The sequence below is a fragment of the Pseudomonas sp. AC242 genome (assembly GCF_979258655.1).
The window spans coordinates 1,829,861-1,850,004 of sequence record NZ_OZ409873.1 but is presented as its reverse complement, the minus strand read 5'-3'; the positions used below and the strand labels follow the sequence as shown (position 1 = coordinate 1,850,004).

Sequence of the window (20,144 nt, the reverse complement as noted above, 5' to 3'; positions counted from 1 at the left end):
TGATCTTGCTTTTCTAGACCCAAGCCACCGCCAACAACCCCGCCCCCAACACCGCACACAACGGCGAATACACCCAGGTGTCGAGCCGCGCAAACCGCGAATCCTTCACTTCCTTGAAAAAACCGACCAGATTCGAATCACCAATCGCCCGGGCAAACATCAACAGCGCAATCGCGCTGATCACCCATTGCAACGCCTTGTGCGTCACCGCCGGCATGCCCCAGCCCACCCGCATACACACCAACGCCGCAATCACCAACAATGCCGCCGCCACAATCAACGTGAGCCAGCCAGACGGCTTGAACGCCGGCCGCACCGTTGCGACAAATCCGCGCACCGGCACCTGCGGCACCACCACCGCAGCCGCCCACTGCCCGCCCAACGCCCAATACACGTGCATCAAGGCGATCACCGCAAACGTTGTCACCAGCCATTGAGCCAACACAAAGGTCATGGTTGAAATCCTTGGAAAGGGATTTGAACAAATCATCCTAGTCGGATTTTTTTCAAGTGCACGACCGATCGGCGGTACGGTAAAGTGCCGCCCCATGAAATTCTCCCGTTCCGATCGCTCACTGCTGGCCTGGATGCTCTATTGCTGCGTCCTGTTCAACGTGTTCGCCTGCAGCATCGGTCACGGACAAATGGTCGGCATGCAGCTGAACGGTATCGGCGGCCAGTTCTGTACAGTCGACCCGGCCACTCAAGCGCCGCTCGCCAGCAACCCCACCGAAGAACAACTGCCCACCCTGTCCAAGGCATTTGGCTGTCCGCTGTGCTCGGTCGGCGGTGGCATGGGCCCAGCATTCAACTCCAGCCTCACGCTGGCGATCCTGCCCGAACACCACAGTCCGCCGCTGGCGCCCATCGTCAGCGCCGACCTCCCTGCCCGCTTCACCTGGCCTTCAGCCAACCCTCGCGCCCCACCGCTCGCCTGAGTGTCTCTGCCTTTTTGATTTGTCAGCCCACTGCGCCAACGCGCGGCGTTCGCCTGTGCGCTGACTCCTAGACAAGCATTCAGGATTCAAATGATGAAACAACTCACTTTGCTGGCGAGCCTATGCGGCTGCCTGTCCGTTAACGTCTGGGCGCAATCCACCGTGGATCTGGCGCCAATCACCATCGATGGCGAGTCCGGCACGGAACCGGGCCTGAGCCTCGACCAATCCAGCGGCATGGCCTCGCGCCTCGGCTTGAGCGTGCGCGACACACCCGCCTCGGTGGCCATCGCCAAGCGCAACGATATCGAACGCCATGGCGCGCAGAACTTCCAGGACGCCGCCAACGCCTTGCCCGGGGTCAACGCCAGTGCGCCGCCGGGATTTGGTGGTTTCGTTTCCTATCGCGGCTTCACCAGCAGCCAGATCACCCAGATGTTCAACGGCATCAACGTTTCCGGCGGCCTCGCGCGGCCTGTCGATTCGTGGATCTATGATCGTGTGGAACTGGTCGGCGGCCCGTCATCGCTGATCAATGGTGCGGGCTCCGTTGGCGGCTCGCTGAACTACGTAACCAAACTGGCCACCCGCGATGAACAAGCAGTTGAAGGCCGGATCAGCTACGGCACCTACGACACCACCGAGACGGCGTTCGGCCTCAATCATGCACTGACCGAGCCGAGCGCCGACGTGCAGCACTACGCGCGACTCGACGTCAGCCACAACACCAGCAACGGCTACATCGACCGCCAGGAGCGCGATGCCTGGAGCGTGGCGTTCTCGCTGCTCAGCGACCTCACGCCCGACCTGTCGCACACGTTGGCGCTGGAATATCAGGACGAACACGAAGACAGTCCGTACTGGGGCACGCCCGTACTCAATCCCAAGGCCGGCGAATTGAAGATCGACAAACACAATCGCTTCAACAACTACAACGTCGAGGACGGTCGCTACGAGCAGCGGACAATTTGGGTGCGCTCGATCATCGACTACCGGATCAACGACAGCACCACCCTGCGCAACACGCTGTATCACCTCGACAGCCAGCGCGATTACCGCAACCTCGAAACTTACCAGTACAACGCCGACAACACGGCGGTGAATCGTTCGACTGCCTATCAGGTACGCCATCAGGGCGAGCAGAACGGCAACCAGTTCGAACTGCGCCACGACAACATGCTGTTCGGTCTCGACACGACGTGGTCGGGGGGCTTCGAATACAAGGTCAACCAGACCACCAACTCGCCACTGAACGTCAAAGGCGCGAGCACGGTCGATCCGAACAACTATCGTCCGGGGCACTTCTACGACATCCCGGGCACCAACCCCAAACTGATCAGCGACAAGACCAACGAGGTCACCACCAAGGCGCTGTTCGTGGAAAACCGGCTGGCGTTGACCGACAAGCTGTCGCTGCTCACCGGTCTGCGTTATGACGACATTGATCTCGACGTGACCAACCATCGCACTGTAACCGCCGCTAACCCCAAGCACCTCAAGCGCAGTTGGGAGCCGGTCACCGGCCGCGCCGGCCTGACCTACCAATTCATTCCATCGGCCAACGTCTACGTGCAATACAGCACCGCCGCCGAGCAGCCGAACGGTACGCAGGACTTCGACGTTTCGACCGGCAAGCAGTGGGAGATTGGTAGCAAATTTGATTATCTGAATGGACGCGGCTCGGCGACGATTGCCGCCTACACCATTGAGCGAAAGGACTTCGCGGTGACCGATCCGCTGGACCCGACCAGCAGCATTCCGGTCGGCCAGCAAACGTCAAAAGGCATCGAAATCGCCAGTTCGCTGCGGATCACCGACAAGTTATTGGCCGAAGGTAACTTCGCCTGGGTCGATGCGCAGTACGATGATTTCACCGAAAAGAATGCTGCCGGGGTGGTGGTGTCGCGCAAGGGCAACACGCCGACCAACGTGCCGGATCGAGTCGGTAATCTGTGGCTGACGTATGACTTTTCGCCGCAATGGCAAGGTGGGGTTGATGCGCGGTATGTGGCGTCGGTGTATGCGGACACGGCGAACACCATGACCGTGCCGTCGTACACCCTGTTTGGCAGCTTCCTCAGCTACAAGGTGGATTCGCACACCACCGTGACCGGTCGCGTGCGTAACCTGACCAATGAGGTGTATGCCGAGTTTGCGCATGTTTCGCCGGCGTATTACCTGGGGACACCGCGCACCTTCGAACTGGCCGTGCAGACGAAGTTTTAAAAGCATCGCGGGCAAGCCCGCTCCCACAGTGTTTGGTGTCGTACATAAAATTTGCATTCGACGACAATACCTGTGGGAGCGGGCTTGCCCGCGATGAGGCCGGGCGCTACAGCCTCTATTTCAGATCAGCCGAAACCTTCTCCGCCACATCCTTCGGCAACCAGGCCTGCCACACATCCGGGTGGGCCTTCATGAACGCCACCGCCGCATCACGCGGCGCCGTGTGCTTCTCGCTCATCTCGGCCAATGCCTTGTTCAACGGCTCAATTGGAAAGTCCACTTTGCTGAAGAACTCGGCAATCTGCGGATATTGCTTCTGGAACGGCGTAGACACGCCAATCGACAGCTTCGACGCCAGCGAACGGGTCGGTTTTGGATTGGGATTATCAGCATCAGTCAGCGTCTTCCACGCCTCGGCATCAAACGGCGGCTCTTCCAGCTGCACCAGTTTGAATTTGCCTAGCAGCGGCGTCGGTGACCAGTAGTAAAACAGCACCGGTTTGCCGCGACGAATCGAAGAGCTGATCTCGGCATCCAGCGCCGCGCCCGAACCACTGCGGAAATTGGTGTAATCGTCCTGCAACCCATAAGCCGTCAACTTCTGCTTGTTGACCACTTCCGAGGTCCAGCCGATCGGGCTGTTGAGGAAGCGCCCCTTGCCCGGGGTTTCCGGATCCTTGAACACGTCCTTGTACTTTTTCAGATCACTGACACTGCGCAGCTCCGGTGCCAGCGGCTTGATGCCTTTGGCCGGATCGCCCTTGATCACGTACTCCGGCACCCACCAGCCCTCGGTAGCGCCTTTGACGGTATCGCCAAGACTGACGACTTTACCTTCGGCCTCGGCCTTGACCCACACCGGACTGCGCCCGGCCCACTCCTCGCCAATGACCTGGATGTCATTGTTGGCCAGTGCGGTTTCCAGCGTGATGGTGGTGCCAGGCAAGGTGTCGGTCGGCAAACCATAGCCCTTCTCGACGATGATCCGCAGGACATCGGTAATCAGGCTGCCACTTTCCCAGTTCAGGTCGGCAAAATGGATCGGCGCCTGGGCGGCCATCACCGATGGCGCTGATGTCAGCAAACCGAACGTGGCCACGCTGGCGGCCAATAACCGTCGAAATCCGTTCATGCATTGCACCTCGTGCTGTTCACAGCAATGGCAGGATGGCCTGACAGAAGACCGCAAGCCTCTGAATACTCAGTCAACTGACTGTAGCCGAGGTTCCTGCTTTTTCCGGGTCATGCTGCGGACGAGGTTATCAATCAGACTTTTCCTGCAAGCGTTGCAGCTCGCGTCTGACCATGCTGGCGTATTCCGCAGGGCGCAACTGGTAGATCTGCGCAGCCAGCCAATTCAGCCAGGCGCCTTGCAGCTCAGCCTTGGCGGCGAACAAGCGCTGGGCCTCCTCGCGTGCAGTGTCGAGGTTCTGCGAATGGAAATCCGCGCGGCTCACTCGCTGGCCTTGAACGTCACCAGTTCGCCCTTGCGCCACTTGGCAGCTTTGGCGGTCACGGCTTTCAGCGTTTTGGTCAGGCCTTCCTGCAATTGCTGATGAGCGGCGAACACGGTCACCACGCTGTGGCCTTCCTTGAACAGGATCGCGTGCCCGTCAGCGGTCTCGACGAAAGCGTAATCGCCCAGTCCATAGACCGTGAGTTTGATTTCGCGAAAACGGATATCCATCTTGCCGCCTTCACGGCTGGGCAAGACCGATGCACTGAAATGATCGCCGACCTTGAGCTTGAGCCCCGGCTTGTCATCAACCACCAAGGCGCTTTCGGTGTCGATCTCGGCCACGTAAATGCCTTCGGCGTTCTGCTCGGTGATGTAAACAAAACGCGACTGGAACAACTTGACCAGCTTTGCACGCAAATCACCCAACACGAACAAAGCATGCATATCGAGATTACTGACTGCCAAAGAAACATCCCCACATCTGAAAAAACCGCACACGGAAAACGCGCACGGCAAAAAAACGGCCAGGCCGATGTCACTGCCAAATAAATCAATAAAGCCCGAATCGAGCAGAGTGCTCATTCAACACGAGGCTGGTAAGACTACCGGATTGTCACTCGCGAAACTCATCCCGAAGTCGCCAAAGCTTGAAGGAAAAATCCTCACCGTTGGCAAGAGCAGTCTGACTACGAACTTTAGGGAAAATTCTCACGAAAAAAAGCACTTTTCCGACATATCGCTGGCGAAAAATTGCTTTAGATAAGCCCTGTCGCCAACGGGTACTGGCGATTCTAGAGCAGCGATGCTCATTCCGACTACCCGCAACGGCCTGTAAATATCGGCCAACTGATGAAAAGGACTTCATATGTGCACTCGGACTCACTTTGCCATGACCACAGACGCCCGGATCGAATCACCGCTGATCCTGCGTGCCACTGATATGAGCGACCATTGCCCACGTTTTCAAGTCGTACCGGCCGGCAACGCCTTCTTCCACATAAAGGAAACATCGACCGGCCGTGTAAGAGGTTTCCGTGAAGATCACAACGAAGCCTGCGCCCTCGCCCGCTCACTGGAATCAAAGATCGAACTCCTGGCGAGTGGCTGCCTCAGATAAAGAGAGCGATCCACCGCGCCGTAACGGCGCCCATTGAAGGAGTACACGATGGAACTGCCAGCATACGATCTGAAAACCCTGTTCGATCAACTGGGGTTGCCTTCAGAAGGTAACGCAATCGACGATTTCATCGAGGCGCATCCATTGGATGCAAACACCAAACTGATCGACGCCGATTTCTGGTCACCGCAACAGGCACAACTACTCAAGGAATGGCTAAGGGCCGATGGCGAAGAAGCGGTGATGGTCGATGAACTGAATGTGCGCTTGCACCGCGGCAAGTAATTCTGGATCAGTGAAGGCTGTCACATGGTTCGGCGTGCAACTGCGCGAGCCATGCAGCCTTGCACTCCTCGGCCTCGTCGCGACTGGCAAACGCGGTGCCGCGACGCTCGCCATTGAGCAATACCACCCAGCAAATGCTGCGCCCCATTGCGCGCAGTCCGGCCGGTACGCCACTGCCGATCATCACCGCGACATCAACTCTGCACTGCATGCAGCCCTCCCGAAATCATTAGCAACCTAACTAAGTGGTCAGATTAATGGTTTCTTTCGAGCGGAAACAGCAAGCTCCGTGCACAGATTCATTGCATCAGAAGTAACAATCGCTCAACGCGGTTTTTCCGGCTTATAGCCCAGACGCAATCCACCCCAGTGCCGGCCCTTGATCATGATCGGCACCGACAAATCATGCATCAGCTCACCGGTGTCGCGGGTGTAAGTCTGCAACAACACCGGTTGTTGATGGCTGCCGCAGCGAATACCGGTGCGGTCAGCAAACTTGCGTTTGGTGCGATTGTTCACTGCGTCGACCTGCGCATCGCCGGTTAACGGCTGACTGAACAGCTGATTGTGCGTCGGCACATAACCCTGTTGCGTACAGGCAATGGCGAATACCAACCCCTCGTGACGCGGCAACAATGGCTCCTGAATCGCCGGCAGCACCTGATCGGTGTAGCGGTCGAAACGGGTTTGGAATTTCGCCGGTTGTGTATTCGGGATCGGCTGATACTGACGATCAAACAGGTCCTCAAGGCTGATCCGGCCCTGCTCGACATCCGCCTCGAAACGCGCAGCAATCTGGCTCGCGCCCTCGCGGGCCAGATCGTAGATGCGCTGGTGATAGTCATCCAGCCCGACTTCGGCAAGACGCTCACTGATGGTTTCCGCCTGCCCTTCCATTTGCACTGCGGCTTCAGCGAGGCGGCGAGTCTGTTGATCGCTGATCGCCAGATCGCTACGCATCTGCTCGATCGCCTTGAACAGGCTGTCGAGTTGTTCGCGATTGGTTTCCGCGCCCTGAGCAATTTCACCGACCTGACTTTCCACCCCGGCTGCCAGTCGCGCGATGTTCTCCAGATGCTGACCGGTGTGCTCGACCTGCTCGACACCGGTCTGCAGATCACTCGACAGCTGGCGAATCTGCTCCACCACCTGCGCCGTGCGTTGTTGAATGTCAGCGACCATCTCACCCACTTCACCGGTGGCCGACGCCGTGCGCGCCGCCAATCCACGAACCTCATCCGCCACCACGGCAAACCCGCGACCATGCTCACCGGCTCGCGCCGCTTCGATCGCCGCGTTCAATGCGAGCAGATTGGTCTGGCTGGCAATCGACTGAATCACCAGCGTCACGCGCTGAATATCATCGCTGCGCAGACTCAAGGCTTCGATCAGTTCACGGCTGGCATTGGCGCGCTGACTGAGTTGATGCATGCGCGAGATCGAATCCACCAGCTCCGTGCGCCCCGCTGCGCTGCTGTGATGCGCTTGACTGGCCGCCTCAAGCGCGGCACGGCTGAGTTGTGAAGTGGCGTGTTCGGTGGCGATCATCACCTCGGCATTGCTGACGATCTGCGCCGCCGCATCGAGTTGCGATTCGAGTTTGCTCGCCAGTTCCTTGACCGAAAACGCCACGCCGGCCGCCGACAACGCGTTATGGCTGGTGGTGTAGGAAAGGTCGCGGGTCAGTTCGGACATTGCGCTGCCAGTGTCGGCAGGCTGGACCTCGGGGATGGCGCGAGAACGCAAGCGCGGTAGCCAGACAATCAGCACCGCCAACGGCATGCCAATGTACAGCGACCATCCACCCAGCGTCATGCCGGCCAGCAACAGCATCAGGGCGATGCTTTGCAGGGTCGGTGCGATCCAGCGGTTTTTCGGCAAAAGCACTGGTGCAGGCAAAGCCCCAACCAGAGATCCGTCTCTCGTCATATCAATACCCCACGCTTGTTCTCGTTATTGTGACTGCATTAAACGCCACTACAACGCCATTATCCATGGTCCGTTAGTCGTGGGGTCTGTGGCAGGTCAATGGAACGGCGCGGGATTGTTGCAGACGAGCAAAAACAAAGATCGCAGCCTTCAGCAACGCCCATGTAGGAGCTGCCGAAGGCTGCGATCTTTTCAAGGTGCCCTGTTGAAAGGGTCACCCCACAGAATCAGGCCTGACGCTGGTGCTTGTCGATCTGCTCGTGACGCTCTTGAGCTTCGATGCAGTACTTGGTGGTCGGGCTGATCAGCAGGCGCTTCAGGCCAATGGCCTCGCCGCTGTCATCGCACCAGCCAAAACTGTCTTCCTTGATGCGCTCAAGGGCTTGTTCCAGTTGCGGCAGCATGCGCTGGTCGCGATCGATCGCGTTTACCAGCCAAGTGCGCTCTTCTTCAACCGAAGCCGCGTCCGCCGGGTCAGCCGGGGTGTCCAGGCTTTCGATGGCGATACGATTTTGCTCAATGCGCTCGTGGGTTTCGACTTTCATGTTCTGCAACAGCTCAGTGAAGAAAGCGTGCTGCTCTGCATTCATGTAGTCATCTGCCGGCATGGCCAGCAACTTGTCCTTTGTCATTGATATCTCTATAAAAAAACGTGCATTAAGGCGAATTAGGGAGCGTTTCGGCGAACCGCGAGCGGTCGGCGAAAAGGCATCGTTTATTGCAAATGCCACCCGGCACTCAATTTACGAGGGGCGGCAGTCTAAGGCCCGAATGAGGCCTCAGCAACTGTAAATACAGGGAATTTGTCCGACAACGTCCGGAAAGTGCTCTGACACAGCGTTCACACGGCCATCGGAGTGCGTTTATAGCAAGAAATTCAGTCGAGCGGCTGTATATAGAAGACAAACGGCTAACCACACAGCGCCCAGACGCAATTTTTTACCACGCACTGCATCGTTTCAGCAAAGCAGAACCGCAAAAGCCCCCCTACTATCAGGCCCACCGTGTGATCAAACAGCCTGAAGGATGACCTATGCCCCGCCCCGATCTGCCGGCCACCGACGAGGTTTCACTCGCCAGCCCCCCGATCAATGCCGAGCGCCTGCTGCAACTGATCACCGACGAATACGACGCCCTGCCGCGTCAACTTAAACGCATCGCCAGCTACATCAGCCAGCAGAGCGACCGGATCATGGTCGACCGCATCAGCGACATCGCCCGCGAGTGCGAAGTCCACCCGTCCGCCATCGTGCGCTTCTCGCAACGCTTCGGTTTTAGCGGCTTCAGCGAAATGCAGGCACTGTTCCGCAGCGCCTACACCCACAAAGCCTCACCGGTGCAAAACTACCAGCAGCGCATCCGCAGCATGATCGCCAACCAGTCGCAGCAAGCCAGCGCCGGCGACCTCGCCCGCGAATGCATCGACGCCACCCGCTCCGGCATCGAACGCCTGGGCCGTGAACTCGACGACGCCGCGTTCGAAAAAGCCGTCGACCTGATCGTCAACGCCGACAACATTTATGTCGTCGGCGTGCGCCGCTCCTTCGCCGTCGCCGACTACCTCGTTTACAACTTGCAACACACTCAGAAGCGCATTCACCTGGTTTCCGGGCTGGGCGGCAGCTATCGAGAGCAAATGCGCAGCGTGCGCGCGAACGATCTGGTCATCGCCATCAGCTTCGTGCCCTACGCCAAGGAAACCCAGCACTGCCTGCGCTTCGCCCGCCAGCAACAGGCCAACACCCTGATCCTCACCGACAGCCACCTCTCGCCGCTGGCGAAACTCGCCGACAGCGTATTGCTGGTCAACGAAGGCAGCGCCCTCGCCTTTCGTTCGCTGAGTGCGACGTTGTGTTTGTGTCAGGCCTTGTTTGTCGCGGTGGCGTATCGGCTGGAACTGAATGTTGATGAGATCCACGAGCAGGCGGGGTTTGATGACTAGTGCGCCGGCAGGTGCAGGGCATCGGCCGGCGCATAGCTTTGCTCACGGATATTGCCTAATCCGCCTTGGGGGCGTCTTCATTCATTAGCTTCATTATTATTTTCAAGATGGTGCTCGGATCATCGCCTTTGCGGACAAGCACAACAGGAGTGGACCCCGGAGATACCCGCGGCACGTTGGCAACCTGATCGGCATCCTTAGGTGGCAGCAACGATTCAACGCTGTAATTGATACCTCGGAAACCTATGGCTACGGGCCGGGCGAACGCCTGACGCAGTGTCACACCCAATGCAGATGATCTGACCACTGAACCCGTAACGCCAGGCAAGTCAGGCGCCACCTTGCTGACCTTTTCACGCAGCTGTGCGTTCACTTGCACCAGTTCGGCTTCCACTTGATCGATCTTTGCTTGAGAACTCGCCGATACCGGCGCTTCTGCCGGTTTTGCCTCTGGTTTGGGGGTCTCCGGGGTTTTCGGGTCGGCCATTTTTGTGACCTTGTCTTCTTTGGTTTGCACCTTGCCCGCTTCCCCTTCGCCTGCGGCCTTCGGTGCCGGGCGGAGTTTGGTCAACTGCGCCTCAAGGCTTTTTTTCTTGTCACTCAAATCGACCATGGCCATGGTCAATGCCGAAAACGAGGCACTCATTCCCTCTTCCGAAGAAACACTCACATCAATGGCTCGGGCCAGGTAAACATCCGTGATCAACACCAGGACGGGTGGCGAGCGATCAAAAAATGTCGAGCTCTTCTTGCGCAGCGATTCTGCAGCCTCTTGCATCATTTGCCGATCTGCGATGGTGTAACGCTTTGGAGCCAAGGCGGCAAACCGACGCCTCGCCTGCAGATAGCTGACACCATAGGTTTCAGCTGCCGGCACCGAGTAAGACACGCTGTATTGTGATCGGCGGCCAAACCCAAGCATTGCCCCGATCGCGTTGCTGGCGACGTTAACGCCAATGTCGCTTTCCGATAGCGATGCAAAGGTGAATCCGGGAAACGCCACAAGGCTGTTGACCACCCTGTCGTGAACCATCAGTGGCAAGACCTTGCGCGCCTGGACGGTGCCATTTCCCGTCCCGTCATCGTAGGTGTCGGTTGACTCGAACCTGACAGTGGGCGCCGATTCATATAGTTCCTCACTGAGATCGATGTGATCGATTCGTAAGGACCCCAGTACATAGTCAGCCGTCTTGGCCTTCTGCCCATTCGGGACCGAGCGCGCGATAAATACGTCCCCAACCTCGAACTGGGCGCGAGGTGGATAAATAGCCTGAATGCCCAACTGCTCCGTATTTGTCGCCCAGTTTTCGGCAACAACCCCGGGCTCCGGCCTGGAACCGCATCCCGCCAATCCCACTCCGATCACGCACCAGCACAGGTACCTGTATTCCCTCATTGGATGCCCCTCCCTCCAGTTTCGAAAGCACGAACTGCCGCATCGAATGCGCTCAGGTCGGCGCCTCAACGTTCTAGGGGTCGTGGACTGCAAGGGAGTAATACAAACGAGTACTGAATCAGAGGGCCTGAAGCTCGCTTAACTTTTCCATCCCTGGACGGTGCTGGCACTCTGACTATAGAACCCTCGCAACAACTGGCAAGGCCAGGTGAAGCCTTTATTTTCGGGTGTTTCATGCGTGTTACGGATCGCGACGACGAACTCTTCGAGGGCGTTACAGTAGTCAGCCGACAAACTTTCCCGCTACATTCGACATCCATTGCCCGTCATCATCAGTCCCGCCAAGGAATTGCACATGAAACTGATCGGAATGCTCGACTCACCCTACGTGCGCCGCGTAGCCATCTCCGCCAAACGCCTTGGCATCGACCTCGAACACGAGTCAGTCTCGGTGTTCCGCCACTTCGAGCAATTCCAGCAGATCAACCCGGTGGTCAAAGCCCCCACGCTGATCCTCGACGACGGCGTGGTCCTGATGGACTCGACCCTCATCCTCGACTACCTCGAAGCCAGTTCCGGCAAAAGCCTGCTGCCAACCGACCTGAAACAACGCGCCCACGCCCTGCGCCTGATCGGCCTCAGCCTCGCCGCCTGCGAAAAAGCCGTGCAGCTCTACTACGAACGCAACCTGCGCCCGGCCGACATCCAATACCAGCCGTGGGTCGAACGCGTCGAAGGCCAACTCGCCGCCGCCTTCACCGCCCTCGAGCAAGAACTGGAAAAAACCGGCCTGCCCACCGACGGCACCCTCACCCAGGCCGGCATCAGCCTCGCCGTCGCCTGGAGCTTCACCGGCCTCGTCGTCCCCGACCAGATCGACACGCGCCGCTACCCCCACATCGCCCAATACACCGCCTACGCCGAAACCCTCGAAGCGTTCGTCAGCACCCCGATGACCTGACCATGAGCACCACCGACACCGCCGCCCCGGCGTTAAAGGAAATCTTCAACGCCGAGCGCTTGCAGCACATCGCCAGCGAAATGAGCGCCGTGTACCCGGCATTCAAGGCCAAGGCGTTTCTCAAACACGCCCAGGACGGACTCGCTGAATTATCAGTGATGCAACGCATGGCGCGGGTTAGCGAAAGCCTGCACGCCGTGTTGCCGCTGGACTACGAAGATTCCCTCAATGTATTGCGTGAACTCGCACCAAGGCTGAACAGCGGATTCGTCAGCATGTGTTTGCCGCATTACGTCGCGAGCTATGGCGGGCATGCGTTCGACACCTCCATGGACGCCCTGAAGTACTTCACCACCTTCGGCTCCTCCGAATTCGCCATCCGCCACTTTCTGCGCAGCGACCTGGAACGGTCGTTAGAGCTGATGCACGACTGGACCCGCGATGAGAACCACCACGTCCGACGACTCGCCAGCGAAGGCAGCCGCCCTCGCCTGCCTTGGTCGTTTCGGTTGGAAGCGGTGCAGGCGGATCCACAGTTGGCCGCCGGGATACTCGATCGGTTGAAGGCGGATGAGAGTTTGTATGTGCGCAAGTCCGTGGCGAATCATTTGAATGATGTGACGAAGGTGCATCCGGGGTGGGTGCTGGACACGATTGAAGGTTGGTCGCTGGAAAACAAGCACACGGCGTGGATTGCGAAGCATGCGTTGCGGAGCTTGATCAAGCAGGGGGATTTGCGGGCGCTGACGGTGATTGGTGCCGGGGCGAAGGCTGAGGTTGAGTTGTTGGATGTGCGGGTTGAACCGGCGGTGGTTAGGCTGGGGGAAGCGATTACGTTGTCGTTTGTGGTGAAGTCGACGGTGGCGCATGAGCAGCGGTTGGTGATTGATTATGCGATTGACTATGTGAAGGCGAATGGTGGGGTTTCGGGGAAGGTTTTTAAGTTGAAGACGGTGGGGTTGGCGGGGTTTGAGAGTGTGGTTGTGGGGAGGCGGCAGGTGATTAGGGACTTTACGACGAGGAAGCATTTTGAGGGGCGGCATGTGGTACGGGTTATGGTTAATGGGGAGGTGTTAGGTAACGCTGCATTCGACATTGTTGCTGGGTGGCACCACAGATAAATTCCGTTGATCTGAGAGTAACGCTGATTGATATGGAATTACGGACAGAGCTGCTTTCGGCCAATAGTGGGCGTTCGCCAGAGATGCTGCCGACCAATACAGAAGATAAGATAGTCACAACTTGAGAAATTATGGAGTCGCCACAGCATCCAACGCAAACATTAGCCACTTAAACCAAGCGCAGTCGCTGCGTAAAAAATAGCTAAATTCATCGTTAAAACGAAGACAAAATCATTGTTCAACACAACCAAATTCAAAATCTCAGTTGAACAGCAACTACCCCTAATCGCGCTACAGCCCAGAAACAGCGATCTAACAAGCATGGCAACATTGTTCAAACTCTGCGAAATCTCTGAAAAAATCACAGAAGCCTATCCCGCCTACACAAGAAAGATAACAATTTAAACCCAAAAACAAACGTGATGCCGCATGGTGGCATTGCGCCACAAAAAATCGTAAACTAGCTAGAGCTATATCGAACATCAACCAAGCAACACAAGGCAAGGCAACCTACTAATAAATCACGAAGGCAAAGTCAACCTTTAACCTCTACCAAGGCGAAACATCAAACACAAACTTAATAGCCCCATTTAATAGATAAACTGGAATCAGCAACTTAAGGAAGAATATGACCCCCACCGCAATCCAACTCGAAGTTCGCGACCTCTTCATAAAACTAAAGTTTGGAGAGATTTCAGAAGAGACTGCAACTTTAACATTAGACTCAACCCTCAATAAAATAAATAATTTGCAATGGGAAAACTTTCAAAAAGCCCACACTTTAACTATTCAAGAGCTTCAAGATTTTGGTTTTGGTGCTTTTCCTCTGCTACTAAAATTCCTGTTGGATCATACGAAGGGCTTAGCCACAGTAACACCTATCAAACGACAAGACCCTACATTTGATCCATGCGGGAAAAACAAGTACTTTACATTCTACAGAAAAGCCATTGGCTCTCATAAAAACGGCATTAGACTTTCAACTTTTTCCATTCCAAACACAACCAAAAAAGAAACAGAACAATATAAAGCTTGGACCATATCCCTACTGAATGAAACAGTATCTACACCGAGCGAAAGTGAGCACAAAGGCGACCTTGTCACTGCACTTTCATTACTAGCACTGCTAAAGCAGTTGAGCAAAAAAACGGGCAAGCCTGAAGAATTTTATTTCTACTGTGATTCCCTACTAGACAGGTTAGTCAGAGACGGTCGCAATCAGGATGCTCGAGACATTGCAGAAGAAGTCATCGCCTGCTCAATCAGCGACAACCTGAGGCAATACGGACACTGGTGTAAAATGTCGTTAATTAATAGGCAAAAAAACCCTATTGAGGCTGCACTTAATGGCTGCCTAATGTTCAAAGCCATTCAACAATCAACGGAGATACCAGAACAAAGTATTTATCGAATACTGAAAGCCCTGTTAATACTTTTTAGAGATTGCGGGTTACTTGAGCTTCTTGAAGACGTTCAAAACACTATTAATTCTTACGACTTCCTCGACCAATATGACAAAGAAAGCCTCGTCGTCATGTCGATAAACGACAAACTGCGCCACGCTCCATCAGAGAGTGCGCAAATTGCTGAAAACTACGCAAGCCAGAATCTTGAGGCAATTCTAAAACGTGGGAAGCCTGCTATTGAGAGTTGGCATGCGATAATCTGTAATCTAATTAATCACGTACCAAATCTGATTGCCAACCACCCCTCGCTCAGCAGAATTTTCTCTGAATCCGAGAGCATATTGGGTGCGACTCACACAAAACAAATGAGGGGTATGATCCTCTCAGATCAAAGCAACACTAAAGAAGTAATTCTTTCATCCATTAATCGACTCCACTCTACGAGAAACAAATCTGACCACATCCATGAAATCAACTTACTCCAATTGACTGCAAGCAATCTAATCACCAAATCACTATCAGACAACGACATAGAGGGCATACTTATAGGCCATCGTGTAAAATCCGATGGTGCATTAGCATTTAAACTATCTCCAGACTTGCCAAGCAATGCCTTAATAAAGTTCAAATCAGACGAAACTAGAGAACAAAAAATAAAATCTGATTTCTATGATAACTGCCTAAAAACCTTGTCACCCTGCACGGATACTAAATTCATCTGGATCGGTGAAAATAAGGATAACATATATACTCTAGTGCTTGAAGACGGCGTATTCAATACACTCAGCACGCGGACACCACTGGACACTTGGTCGAAATGGATCAAAAATGAACTCCCAAATTTTGGCTTTGATGACACGCCAAGAACTGGACTTCTTGAAACCAAAGAGGACATCTGGCGAGATGAAAGCCTGTTAATAAAGTCAAAACTACCAAGCATTGAACTGAAAGTATCAGATAAGAAAACTGTAGTTTTTGCCGACATAGAAACATCGAGAATACCTCATAATTTAATGTTCACACCTAAAGACACTCCTCAGGCAATTTGCAACTCCCTCACACTTGACCTATATCAATCATATACACCCAAAAACATTAACACCCAATCACTTTCGATCTGGGCGCCTCTAACGGAACAAGACGTCGCCATTCAGATAGCTCATGCCAAACTGACAGACTACTTTCCAGCTCAAAACACTACATACCATACAGATTCCACTCCACCCAAGCAGGATCACTCCGATATAAGAGCCTTCGTATGCCATGGCGGCCGCAATGAAGATGGAGGGTTTAATGGCTTGTACCCTAGTCACGGTAAGGTATTCACTTCCAACCATATTTTCGGATCTGGAAAACTCGCAATTCTTTTTGTTTGTCATGGAGGGCATATACATCCAAGCAAATATGCTCGAACACTACAAACGCTAACAAAGACACTTCTTTTAGATGGCTACGAAAGCGTGATCTCTCCAGCTTGGAGCCTCAATGTCGTCATTCCAGGCCCTTGGCTTTCTGCCTTTACTACAGCACTTAGCGAGGGGAATTGTATAAGTCTTGCGGTTCAATCAGCCAATTCTTCTATTAAAGAAATGTACCCAGTAGAAACCGCGTGGGGTGCAATGCATCTATTCGGAAACCCTCACATCAAATCAAGCCGGCGGACATAAAATCCGGAGCAGACCTCTATAAAGGAAGAGGGACAGACCGCCATTAGATATGGCCTGCCCCTTTTGCCTTTATTGGTTGACGGTTTACCAACTGCCATACGGAATCCCATATCTATCGATGTACCCCTTGGCCTTGTCACTCACTGGATAGGCATAGCGTCCACCATGCTTCCCCTGCTCGGGGCCTAGCGGTTCACTTTCGCCTTGGGCATAAGCGACTTGGACCGGGCGATGGCATGAGTCTCTGACCCAAGCTTGTAATACGCCACATGGGGCCAGACCCACGTATAGCGAAGCCATGTATCGAGCGGCTCTTTCGGGAGTTTCCGGGCAACGCTGGTTCGTTGACTCAACCATCAACTGCCTGGCTGATTCTGGGATTTCGATGAATCCCTTGTAGGTTTTCTGCTCTGATATGGACTGCCAACGGACGAAGATGAATTTGGGAAGATCGGCACCGGTTACCGGAATGCCAGAGCCACTGACAGTGCCCCACCCACGGGCAGACTCTGTGCCATCTTCTGGTTCACCTCCGGCAGCGGTTCTCCCGCCTGCCTTGAAAAACGTCCTGTTTTTGATGTCCAGAACTGTGCTGTCTTCTACCCAAACCTTCATGTAAGCCGGTTCAGTGAAGGCCAGTCCCCACCAATCGGATCTCGGATCGTTCTCGGCTGAAAATGGGTCGGTAGCCTGGCATCCAGCTACCAGTAAAACACTCAACATTAATATGATTTGCTCCATTGGCGGACGGTTACCAACTCCCGTAAGGGATGCCAAATTTCTCGATATACCGCTTGGACTTTTCGCTGACGGGATACGCGTAGCGTCCTTGGTTTTTGCCTTGACTAGGCCCTAGCGGTTCGATCTCCGCCTCTGCTCTGGAGACTTTGACAGGATGGTGGCATGAGTCCCTGACCCAGATTTGCACGACTCCACCGGGCGCCAGGCCCAAGTGGATAGACGCGTTATAACGCCCCTGTTGTTCAGGTGTTTTTGCACAGCGCTGGTTGACGGACTCAAGCATGAGTTGTCTGGCTTCCTCTGGAATGTCGACCCAGACCTTATACGTTTGCGGTTCAGCAATGGATTGCCAACGGACATAGATACGTTTGGGAAGATCAGCACCAACAACAGCTTTTCCTGTGCTTCCCACGCCATGCCAACCACGGGCAGAGTCTGTGCCGTCTTCCGGTTGGCCACCTGAGGCGGATCCTCCACCAGTGCGCAAGAACGTCTCGCCCTTGATGTCTTCCACTGCAGTGTCCTCTACCCAAACCTTCATGTAATTAGGCTCGGTGAACGCGAGTTCCCACCATGGAGACCTACGATCATTTTTTGTGGAAAGCGGATCAGTTGACTGGCAACCGGTAATTAACAAAGCAACAAGCATCGTTATCAGTTGTTTCATCGGGTGACGATTACCAACTCCCATAGGGAATGCCGTACTTGTCTATATACCGCTTGGCCTTTTCACTGATGGGATAAGCATATTGACCACCATTCTTACCCAACTCGGGCCCCAGCGGCTCCAACTCAGCCTGGGCACGAGCGACTTTCACTGGGCGCCGGCATAAATCTCTTACCCACACTTGCACCACACCACCAGGGGCGAGTCCCAAATAGACGGAGGCCATGAAGCGTGCTGTTTTCTCGGGAGTTTCCGGGCAGCGCTGATGGGTAGACGTCACCATCACTTGTCTGGCTTCTTCAGGAATATCTACCCACGCCCGGTAAGTTTTTTGCTCTGGAATCGATTGCCAGCGGACAAAGATCCGCTTAGGTAGCCCTGCCCCAATAACCGGTTTGCCTGTACCACCAACACCTATCCAACCGCGCGCCGATTCTTTGTCGTCATTTGGTTCTGCACCGCTGGCGTTCCCTCCCCCGGCTCGCAGAAAGGTCTTACCGTCAATGTCTTCCACGGAGCTGTCTTCAACCCACACGTTCATGAAATTGGGTTTGATGAACGCCAGCTCCCACCACGGGTATTTGGGATCATTTTCACCTGAGTTGGAGCTTGTTGCGTGACAGCCTGTGAAGGCCAAAACGCTCAATAGAGCTACGAGTATTCTCATTACCAAAGCTTCCAGTCAGCTACGTGAGGATGCTGCACGCGAATGCCATCCTCCGTTGGTGCATTGATGTAAACGGCCCTCAAGCCGCTGCCGTCACGTCTCCCTTGGGGATGGTTCCAGTTGGCAGAGGTGTGGATGTACTTCAGTTTCAGCAATTGCTCTTCTTCTGCGGTGGTGCTGTAGTCGCCGGCGATGAACCTGTCACAAAGCGATTGCAGTTCCTGGGGAACGGCATACTCGGTTCGTCCAGGAATGTCGGTGAACGGGACACCTTTTTCTTTGGCCAACTGATACATCACTCTCAAGTAAACCGTTGAGAGTTTGCCACTAACCGGGCGTTTGAGTTGTAGCCCAGCGTATACGCGTTTTTGCTTAGGCCCGAAACGATCTTGCGGATCGGCCGGCAAAGCAAGCGCAGTGGGCGTTACGATTTCCAAAAGATGAGCAGGCCAGCCTTTGGCTACCCACTGACTTTTTACCCGAGCGGCATCCTGATAGATCGAGGTTGTTTTCACGTCAGTGTTGCTCCAAACATCAAGCGTTTGCATGGGACTGACCAAAACACACTCTTCGACTTCATCGAGGTAGCTGCCCCCGATATCCGAGTGGACACCTGGAAATGCGTATTCTGGATAGTCGGGTTTAACTTTACTGAGGGCGAAGTTGGCCCGACATTCGTCGCGAGCAACCAAGTGGACGACGTCCTTGAAAAAGCGCGGATCAAGGTACAGTTTTATGCCCGGTGCTATGGGGCTTTTCACCCTGCCAAAATTTGTGAAGCCAGCAATTGACGGCACTGTATCGAACAGCCCAATGAAGCCCATTCGGATGCTGCCACCGTACTGGTCGACAAAGGTCCGGGAGAAATTATTGGCGTAAGTGGTCAATAGATCCCTAAGCGGCCCCTGCTTGCCTCTTACGATTTCATTTGAGAAATGGCGGGCTGCCGCTGCGCCCCGACTAAATCCGAAAGTATCAAAGGTGATCGATGTAATTTCGCTGTTCGGATTCTCTTGAAGGGCATCCTCAAGGACTTGTTTGATGAAGGTAAACGAAGTCTGAACACGCCCTGCGACTCCTGTCTCTCCACGCCCCATGCCTTGACCGACCAAACTGTCTTCTTCATTGGATTGAGTACCAATGCCTTCAATGTACAAAGGGCGGGATACCTGCTTTATCGGTCCCTCTCCTTCAGCAATCGGAGCTTCGTAATACAGGTCGGCAAGCTTCTTTACATTGGTCGCGCCAGCACCATAACTGCTGTCAGGATCCCCCATATAAGGCTGACAGCTAGCAGGAATATCTTCCGGCGCAATCGGATGCTGCGCCCCACACAGCAATCCAGCCGCCGTGTTGTTCGCATTATTCCCAGTGCCATCAAAGAAAACCCCAATCCTCAGCGCTATCCCGATTTTCTCAGGTTCGCGCGCAGGTTCTTTCCCATGCTTCTCATACTCAGCCCAACGCTGGGCGTGAATATCGACGGGTTTGGCTTCTTCGTAGCGGTAGTTTTTCGGGGGGTTGGGTACGTAGCCACTCATCCGTGATTCCTGGTTCTGATCCTTGAGAACGGCCCGAAGGTTGACAGCCGAGGCTGGGGGGCGCAAGCCGTGGCCGTGTGC

General features: G+C 54.8%; 20 protein-coding genes. 8 read left to right on the top strand and 12 right to left on the bottom strand.

The window, feature by feature from the left end; all coding sequences use genetic code 11:
- Window positions 1-13: 13 nt before the first annotated feature.
- Window positions 14-454 carry a DUF3995 domain-containing protein gene (locus ACZZ0A_RS08500; protein WP_007910751.1) on the bottom strand — a complete coding sequence of 147 codons (441 nt, stop codon included), beginning with the start codon at window positions 452-454 and terminating at the stop codon, window positions 14-16.
- A 94-nt stretch (window positions 455-548) separates the two neighbouring features.
- Between ACZZ0A_RS08500 and ACZZ0A_RS08495 the strand changes: the two genes are divergently transcribed.
- Together ACZZ0A_RS08495 and ACZZ0A_RS08490 are read left to right on the top strand one after the other, a co-directional pair.
- Window positions 549-938 carry a DUF2946 domain-containing protein gene (locus tag ACZZ0A_RS08495; protein ID WP_095111513.1) on the top strand — a complete coding sequence of 130 codons (390 nt, stop codon included), beginning with the start codon at window positions 549-551 and terminating at the stop codon, window positions 936-938.
- A 93-nt stretch (window positions 939-1,031) separates the two neighbouring features.
- The gene (locus tag ACZZ0A_RS08490; RefSeq protein WP_463542859.1) at window positions 1,032-3,164 is read left to right on the top strand and encodes a TonB-dependent receptor; all 2,133 of its coding nucleotides are present in this window, start codon (window positions 1,032-1,034) and stop codon (window positions 3,162-3,164) included.
- Between the two features lie 115 nt (window positions 3,165-3,279).
- On the opposite strand, the gene ACZZ0A_RS08485 is transcribed toward ACZZ0A_RS08490, so the two are convergent.
- From ACZZ0A_RS08485 to ACZZ0A_RS08475, 3 genes are all read right to left on the bottom strand, one after another.
- Window positions 3,280-4,296: an ABC transporter substrate-binding protein gene (locus tag ACZZ0A_RS08485; RefSeq protein ID WP_414915300.1), complete on the bottom strand. Its 1,017-nt coding sequence runs from the start codon at window positions 4,294-4,296 to the stop codon at window positions 3,280-3,282.
- Between the two features lie 130 nt (window positions 4,297-4,426).
- Entirely contained in the window at window positions 4,427-4,621 is a 195-nt protein-coding gene (locus tag ACZZ0A_RS08480) for a hypothetical protein (protein ID WP_007910742.1), read from the bottom strand.
- Complete coding sequence (locus ACZZ0A_RS08475) at window positions 4,618-5,088, bottom strand: hypothetical protein (protein ID WP_038366424.1); 471 nt, start codon at window positions 5,086-5,088, stop codon at window positions 4,618-4,620. Before ACZZ0A_RS08475 ends, ACZZ0A_RS08480 begins: the two co-directional genes overlap by 4 nt.
- A gap of 400 nt (window positions 5,089-5,488) precedes the next feature.
- On the opposite strand from ACZZ0A_RS08475, the gene ACZZ0A_RS08470 reads away from it, so the two are divergent.
- The gene (locus ACZZ0A_RS08470) at window positions 5,489-5,740 is read left to right on the top strand and encodes a hypothetical protein (RefSeq protein WP_095111515.1); all 252 of its coding nucleotides are present in this window, start codon (window positions 5,489-5,491) and stop codon (window positions 5,738-5,740) included.
- Window positions 5,741-5,788: 48 nt separating this feature from the next.
- On the top strand, window positions 5,789-6,025 hold the full coding sequence (locus ACZZ0A_RS08465; RefSeq protein WP_007910733.1) for a DUF2789 family protein: 237 nt from the start codon (window positions 5,789-5,791) through the stop codon (window positions 6,023-6,025).
- A gap of 7 nt (window positions 6,026-6,032) precedes the next feature.
- Here ACZZ0A_RS08465 and ACZZ0A_RS08460 read toward each other — a convergent pair whose 3' ends face one another.
- The 3 genes from ACZZ0A_RS08460 to ACZZ0A_RS08450 form a co-directional block, all read right to left on the bottom strand.
- On the bottom strand, window positions 6,033-6,236 hold the full coding sequence (locus ACZZ0A_RS08460) for a hypothetical protein (RefSeq protein ID WP_007910732.1): 204 nt from the start codon (window positions 6,234-6,236) through the stop codon (window positions 6,033-6,035).
- 113 nt (window positions 6,237-6,349) lie between these two features.
- Window positions 6,350-7,573, bottom strand: coding sequence for a methyl-accepting chemotaxis protein (locus tag ACZZ0A_RS08455; RefSeq protein ID WP_463544081.1), 1,224 nt, complete (start codon window positions 7,571-7,573; stop codon window positions 6,350-6,352).
- 608 nt (window positions 7,574-8,181) lie between these two features.
- Window positions 8,182-8,586, bottom strand: coding sequence for a TraR/DksA family transcriptional regulator (locus ACZZ0A_RS08450; RefSeq protein WP_003225981.1), 405 nt, complete (start codon window positions 8,584-8,586; stop codon window positions 8,182-8,184).
- 401 nt (window positions 8,587-8,987) lie between these two features.
- Between ACZZ0A_RS08450 and ACZZ0A_RS08445 the strand changes: the two genes are divergently transcribed.
- Window positions 8,988-9,896 (top strand): MurR/RpiR family transcriptional regulator, encoded by a 909-nt coding sequence (locus ACZZ0A_RS08445; RefSeq protein ID WP_463542858.1) that lies wholly within the window; start codon window positions 8,988-8,990, stop codon window positions 9,894-9,896.
- A 55-nt stretch (window positions 9,897-9,951) separates the two neighbouring features.
- Here ACZZ0A_RS08445 and ACZZ0A_RS08440 read toward each other — a convergent pair whose 3' ends face one another.
- Window positions 9,952-11,292, bottom strand: coding sequence for a hypothetical protein (locus tag ACZZ0A_RS08440; protein ID WP_463542857.1), 1,341 nt, complete (start codon window positions 11,290-11,292; stop codon window positions 9,952-9,954).
- Window positions 11,293-11,647: 355 nt separating this feature from the next.
- Here ACZZ0A_RS08440 and ACZZ0A_RS08435 point away from each other — a divergent pair, with 355 nt between their 5' ends.
- The 3 genes from ACZZ0A_RS08435 to ACZZ0A_RS08425 all read left to right on the top strand — a co-directional run bounded on the left by ACZZ0A_RS08435 (window position 11,648) and on the right by ACZZ0A_RS08425 (window position 16,447).
- Window positions 11,648-12,253: a glutathione S-transferase gene (locus tag ACZZ0A_RS08435; RefSeq protein WP_007910713.1), complete on the top strand. Its 606-nt coding sequence runs from the start codon at window positions 11,648-11,650 to the stop codon at window positions 12,251-12,253.
- 2 nt (window positions 12,254-12,255) lie between these two features.
- On the top strand, window positions 12,256-13,374 hold the full coding sequence (locus ACZZ0A_RS08430; protein ID WP_463542856.1) for a DNA alkylation repair protein: 1,119 nt from the start codon (window positions 12,256-12,258) through the stop codon (window positions 13,372-13,374).
- Window positions 13,375-14,002: 628 nt separating this feature from the next.
- Window positions 14,003-16,447 carry a hypothetical protein gene (locus ACZZ0A_RS08425; RefSeq protein ID WP_463542855.1) on the top strand — a complete coding sequence of 815 codons (2,445 nt, stop codon included), beginning with the start codon at window positions 14,003-14,005 and terminating at the stop codon, window positions 16,445-16,447.
- A gap of 84 nt (window positions 16,448-16,531) precedes the next feature.
- Here ACZZ0A_RS08425 and ACZZ0A_RS08420 read toward each other — a convergent pair whose 3' ends face one another.
- The 4 genes from ACZZ0A_RS08420 to ACZZ0A_RS08405 are packed head-to-tail and all read right to left on the bottom strand — an operon-like array spanning window position 16,532 to window position 20,063.
- Window positions 16,532-17,188 (bottom strand): DUF2931 family protein, encoded by a 657-nt coding sequence (locus tag ACZZ0A_RS08420; RefSeq protein WP_463542854.1) that lies wholly within the window; start codon window positions 17,186-17,188, stop codon window positions 16,532-16,534.
- Between the two features lie 10 nt (window positions 17,189-17,198).
- Complete coding sequence (locus ACZZ0A_RS08415) at window positions 17,199-17,855, bottom strand: DUF2931 family protein (protein ID WP_463542853.1); 657 nt, start codon at window positions 17,853-17,855, stop codon at window positions 17,199-17,201.
- Between the two features lie 10 nt (window positions 17,856-17,865).
- Window positions 17,866-18,522, bottom strand: coding sequence for a DUF2931 family protein (locus ACZZ0A_RS08410; protein ID WP_123593879.1), 657 nt, complete (start codon window positions 18,520-18,522; stop codon window positions 17,866-17,868).
- A complete protein-coding gene (locus ACZZ0A_RS08405) occupies window positions 18,522-20,063 on the bottom strand; it encodes a phospholipase effector Tle1 domain-containing protein (protein ID WP_463542852.1) in 1,542 nt (513 codons plus the stop codon). Before ACZZ0A_RS08405 ends, ACZZ0A_RS08410 begins: the two co-directional genes overlap by 1 nt.
- Window positions 20,064-20,144 lie beyond the last annotated feature (81 nt).

What these genes read in the sequence shown, in the direction of transcription:
- ACZZ0A_RS08500 (WP_007910751.1), bottom strand. Translation starts at nt 454, where the DNA reads ATGACCTTTGTGTTGGCTCAATGGCTGGTGACAACGTTTGCGGTGATC.
- ACZZ0A_RS08495 (WP_095111513.1), top strand. Translation starts at nt 549, where the DNA reads ATGAAATTCTCCCGTTCCGATCGCTCACTGCTGGCCTGGATGCTCTAT.
- ACZZ0A_RS08490 (WP_463542859.1), top strand. Translation starts at nt 1,032, where the DNA reads ATGAAACAACTCACTTTGCTGGCGAGCCTATGCGGCTGCCTGTCCGTT.
- ACZZ0A_RS08485 (WP_414915300.1), bottom strand. Translation starts at nt 4,296, where the DNA reads ATGAACGGATTTCGACGGTTATTGGCCGCCAGCGTGGCCACGTTCGGT.
- ACZZ0A_RS08470 (WP_095111515.1), top strand. Translation starts at nt 5,489, where the DNA reads ATGTGCACTCGGACTCACTTTGCCATGACCACAGACGCCCGGATCGAA.
- ACZZ0A_RS08465 (WP_007910733.1), top strand. Translation starts at nt 5,789, where the DNA reads ATGGAACTGCCAGCATACGATCTGAAAACCCTGTTCGATCAACTGGGG.
- ACZZ0A_RS08460 (WP_007910732.1), bottom strand. Translation starts at nt 6,236, where the DNA reads ATGCAGTGCAGAGTTGATGTCGCGGTGATGATCGGCAGTGGCGTACCG.
- ACZZ0A_RS08455 (WP_463544081.1), bottom strand. Translation starts at nt 7,573, where the DNA reads ATGATCGCCACCGAACACGCCACTTCACAACTCAGCCGTGCCGCGCTT.
- ACZZ0A_RS08450 (WP_003225981.1), bottom strand. Translation starts at nt 8,586, where the DNA reads ATGACAAAGGACAAGTTGCTGGCCATGCCGGCAGATGACTACATGAAT.
- ACZZ0A_RS08445 (WP_463542858.1), top strand. Translation starts at nt 8,988, where the DNA reads ATGCCCCGCCCCGATCTGCCGGCCACCGACGAGGTTTCACTCGCCAGC.
- ACZZ0A_RS08440 (WP_463542857.1), bottom strand. Translation starts at nt 11,292, where the DNA reads ATGAGGGAATACAGGTACCTGTGCTGGTGCGTGATCGGAGTGGGATTG.
- ACZZ0A_RS08435 (WP_007910713.1), top strand. Translation starts at nt 11,648, where the DNA reads ATGAAACTGATCGGAATGCTCGACTCACCCTACGTGCGCCGCGTAGCC.
- ACZZ0A_RS08430 (WP_463542856.1), top strand. Translation starts at nt 12,256, where the DNA reads ATGAGCACCACCGACACCGCCGCCCCGGCGTTAAAGGAAATCTTCAAC.
- ACZZ0A_RS08425 (WP_463542855.1), top strand. Translation starts at nt 14,003, where the DNA reads ATGACCCCCACCGCAATCCAACTCGAAGTTCGCGACCTCTTCATAAAA.
- ACZZ0A_RS08420 (WP_463542854.1), bottom strand. Translation starts at nt 17,188, where the DNA reads ATGGAGCAAATCATATTAATGTTGAGTGTTTTACTGGTAGCTGGATGC.
- ACZZ0A_RS08415 (WP_463542853.1), bottom strand. Translation starts at nt 17,855, where the DNA reads ATGAAACAACTGATAACGATGCTTGTTGCTTTGTTAATTACCGGTTGC.
- ACZZ0A_RS08410 (WP_123593879.1), bottom strand. Translation starts at nt 18,522, where the DNA reads ATGAGAATACTCGTAGCTCTATTGAGCGTTTTGGCCTTCACAGGCTGT.
- ACZZ0A_RS08405 (WP_463542852.1), bottom strand. Translation starts at nt 20,063, where the DNA reads ATGAGTGGCTACGTACCCAACCCCCCGAAAAACTACCGCTACGAAGAA.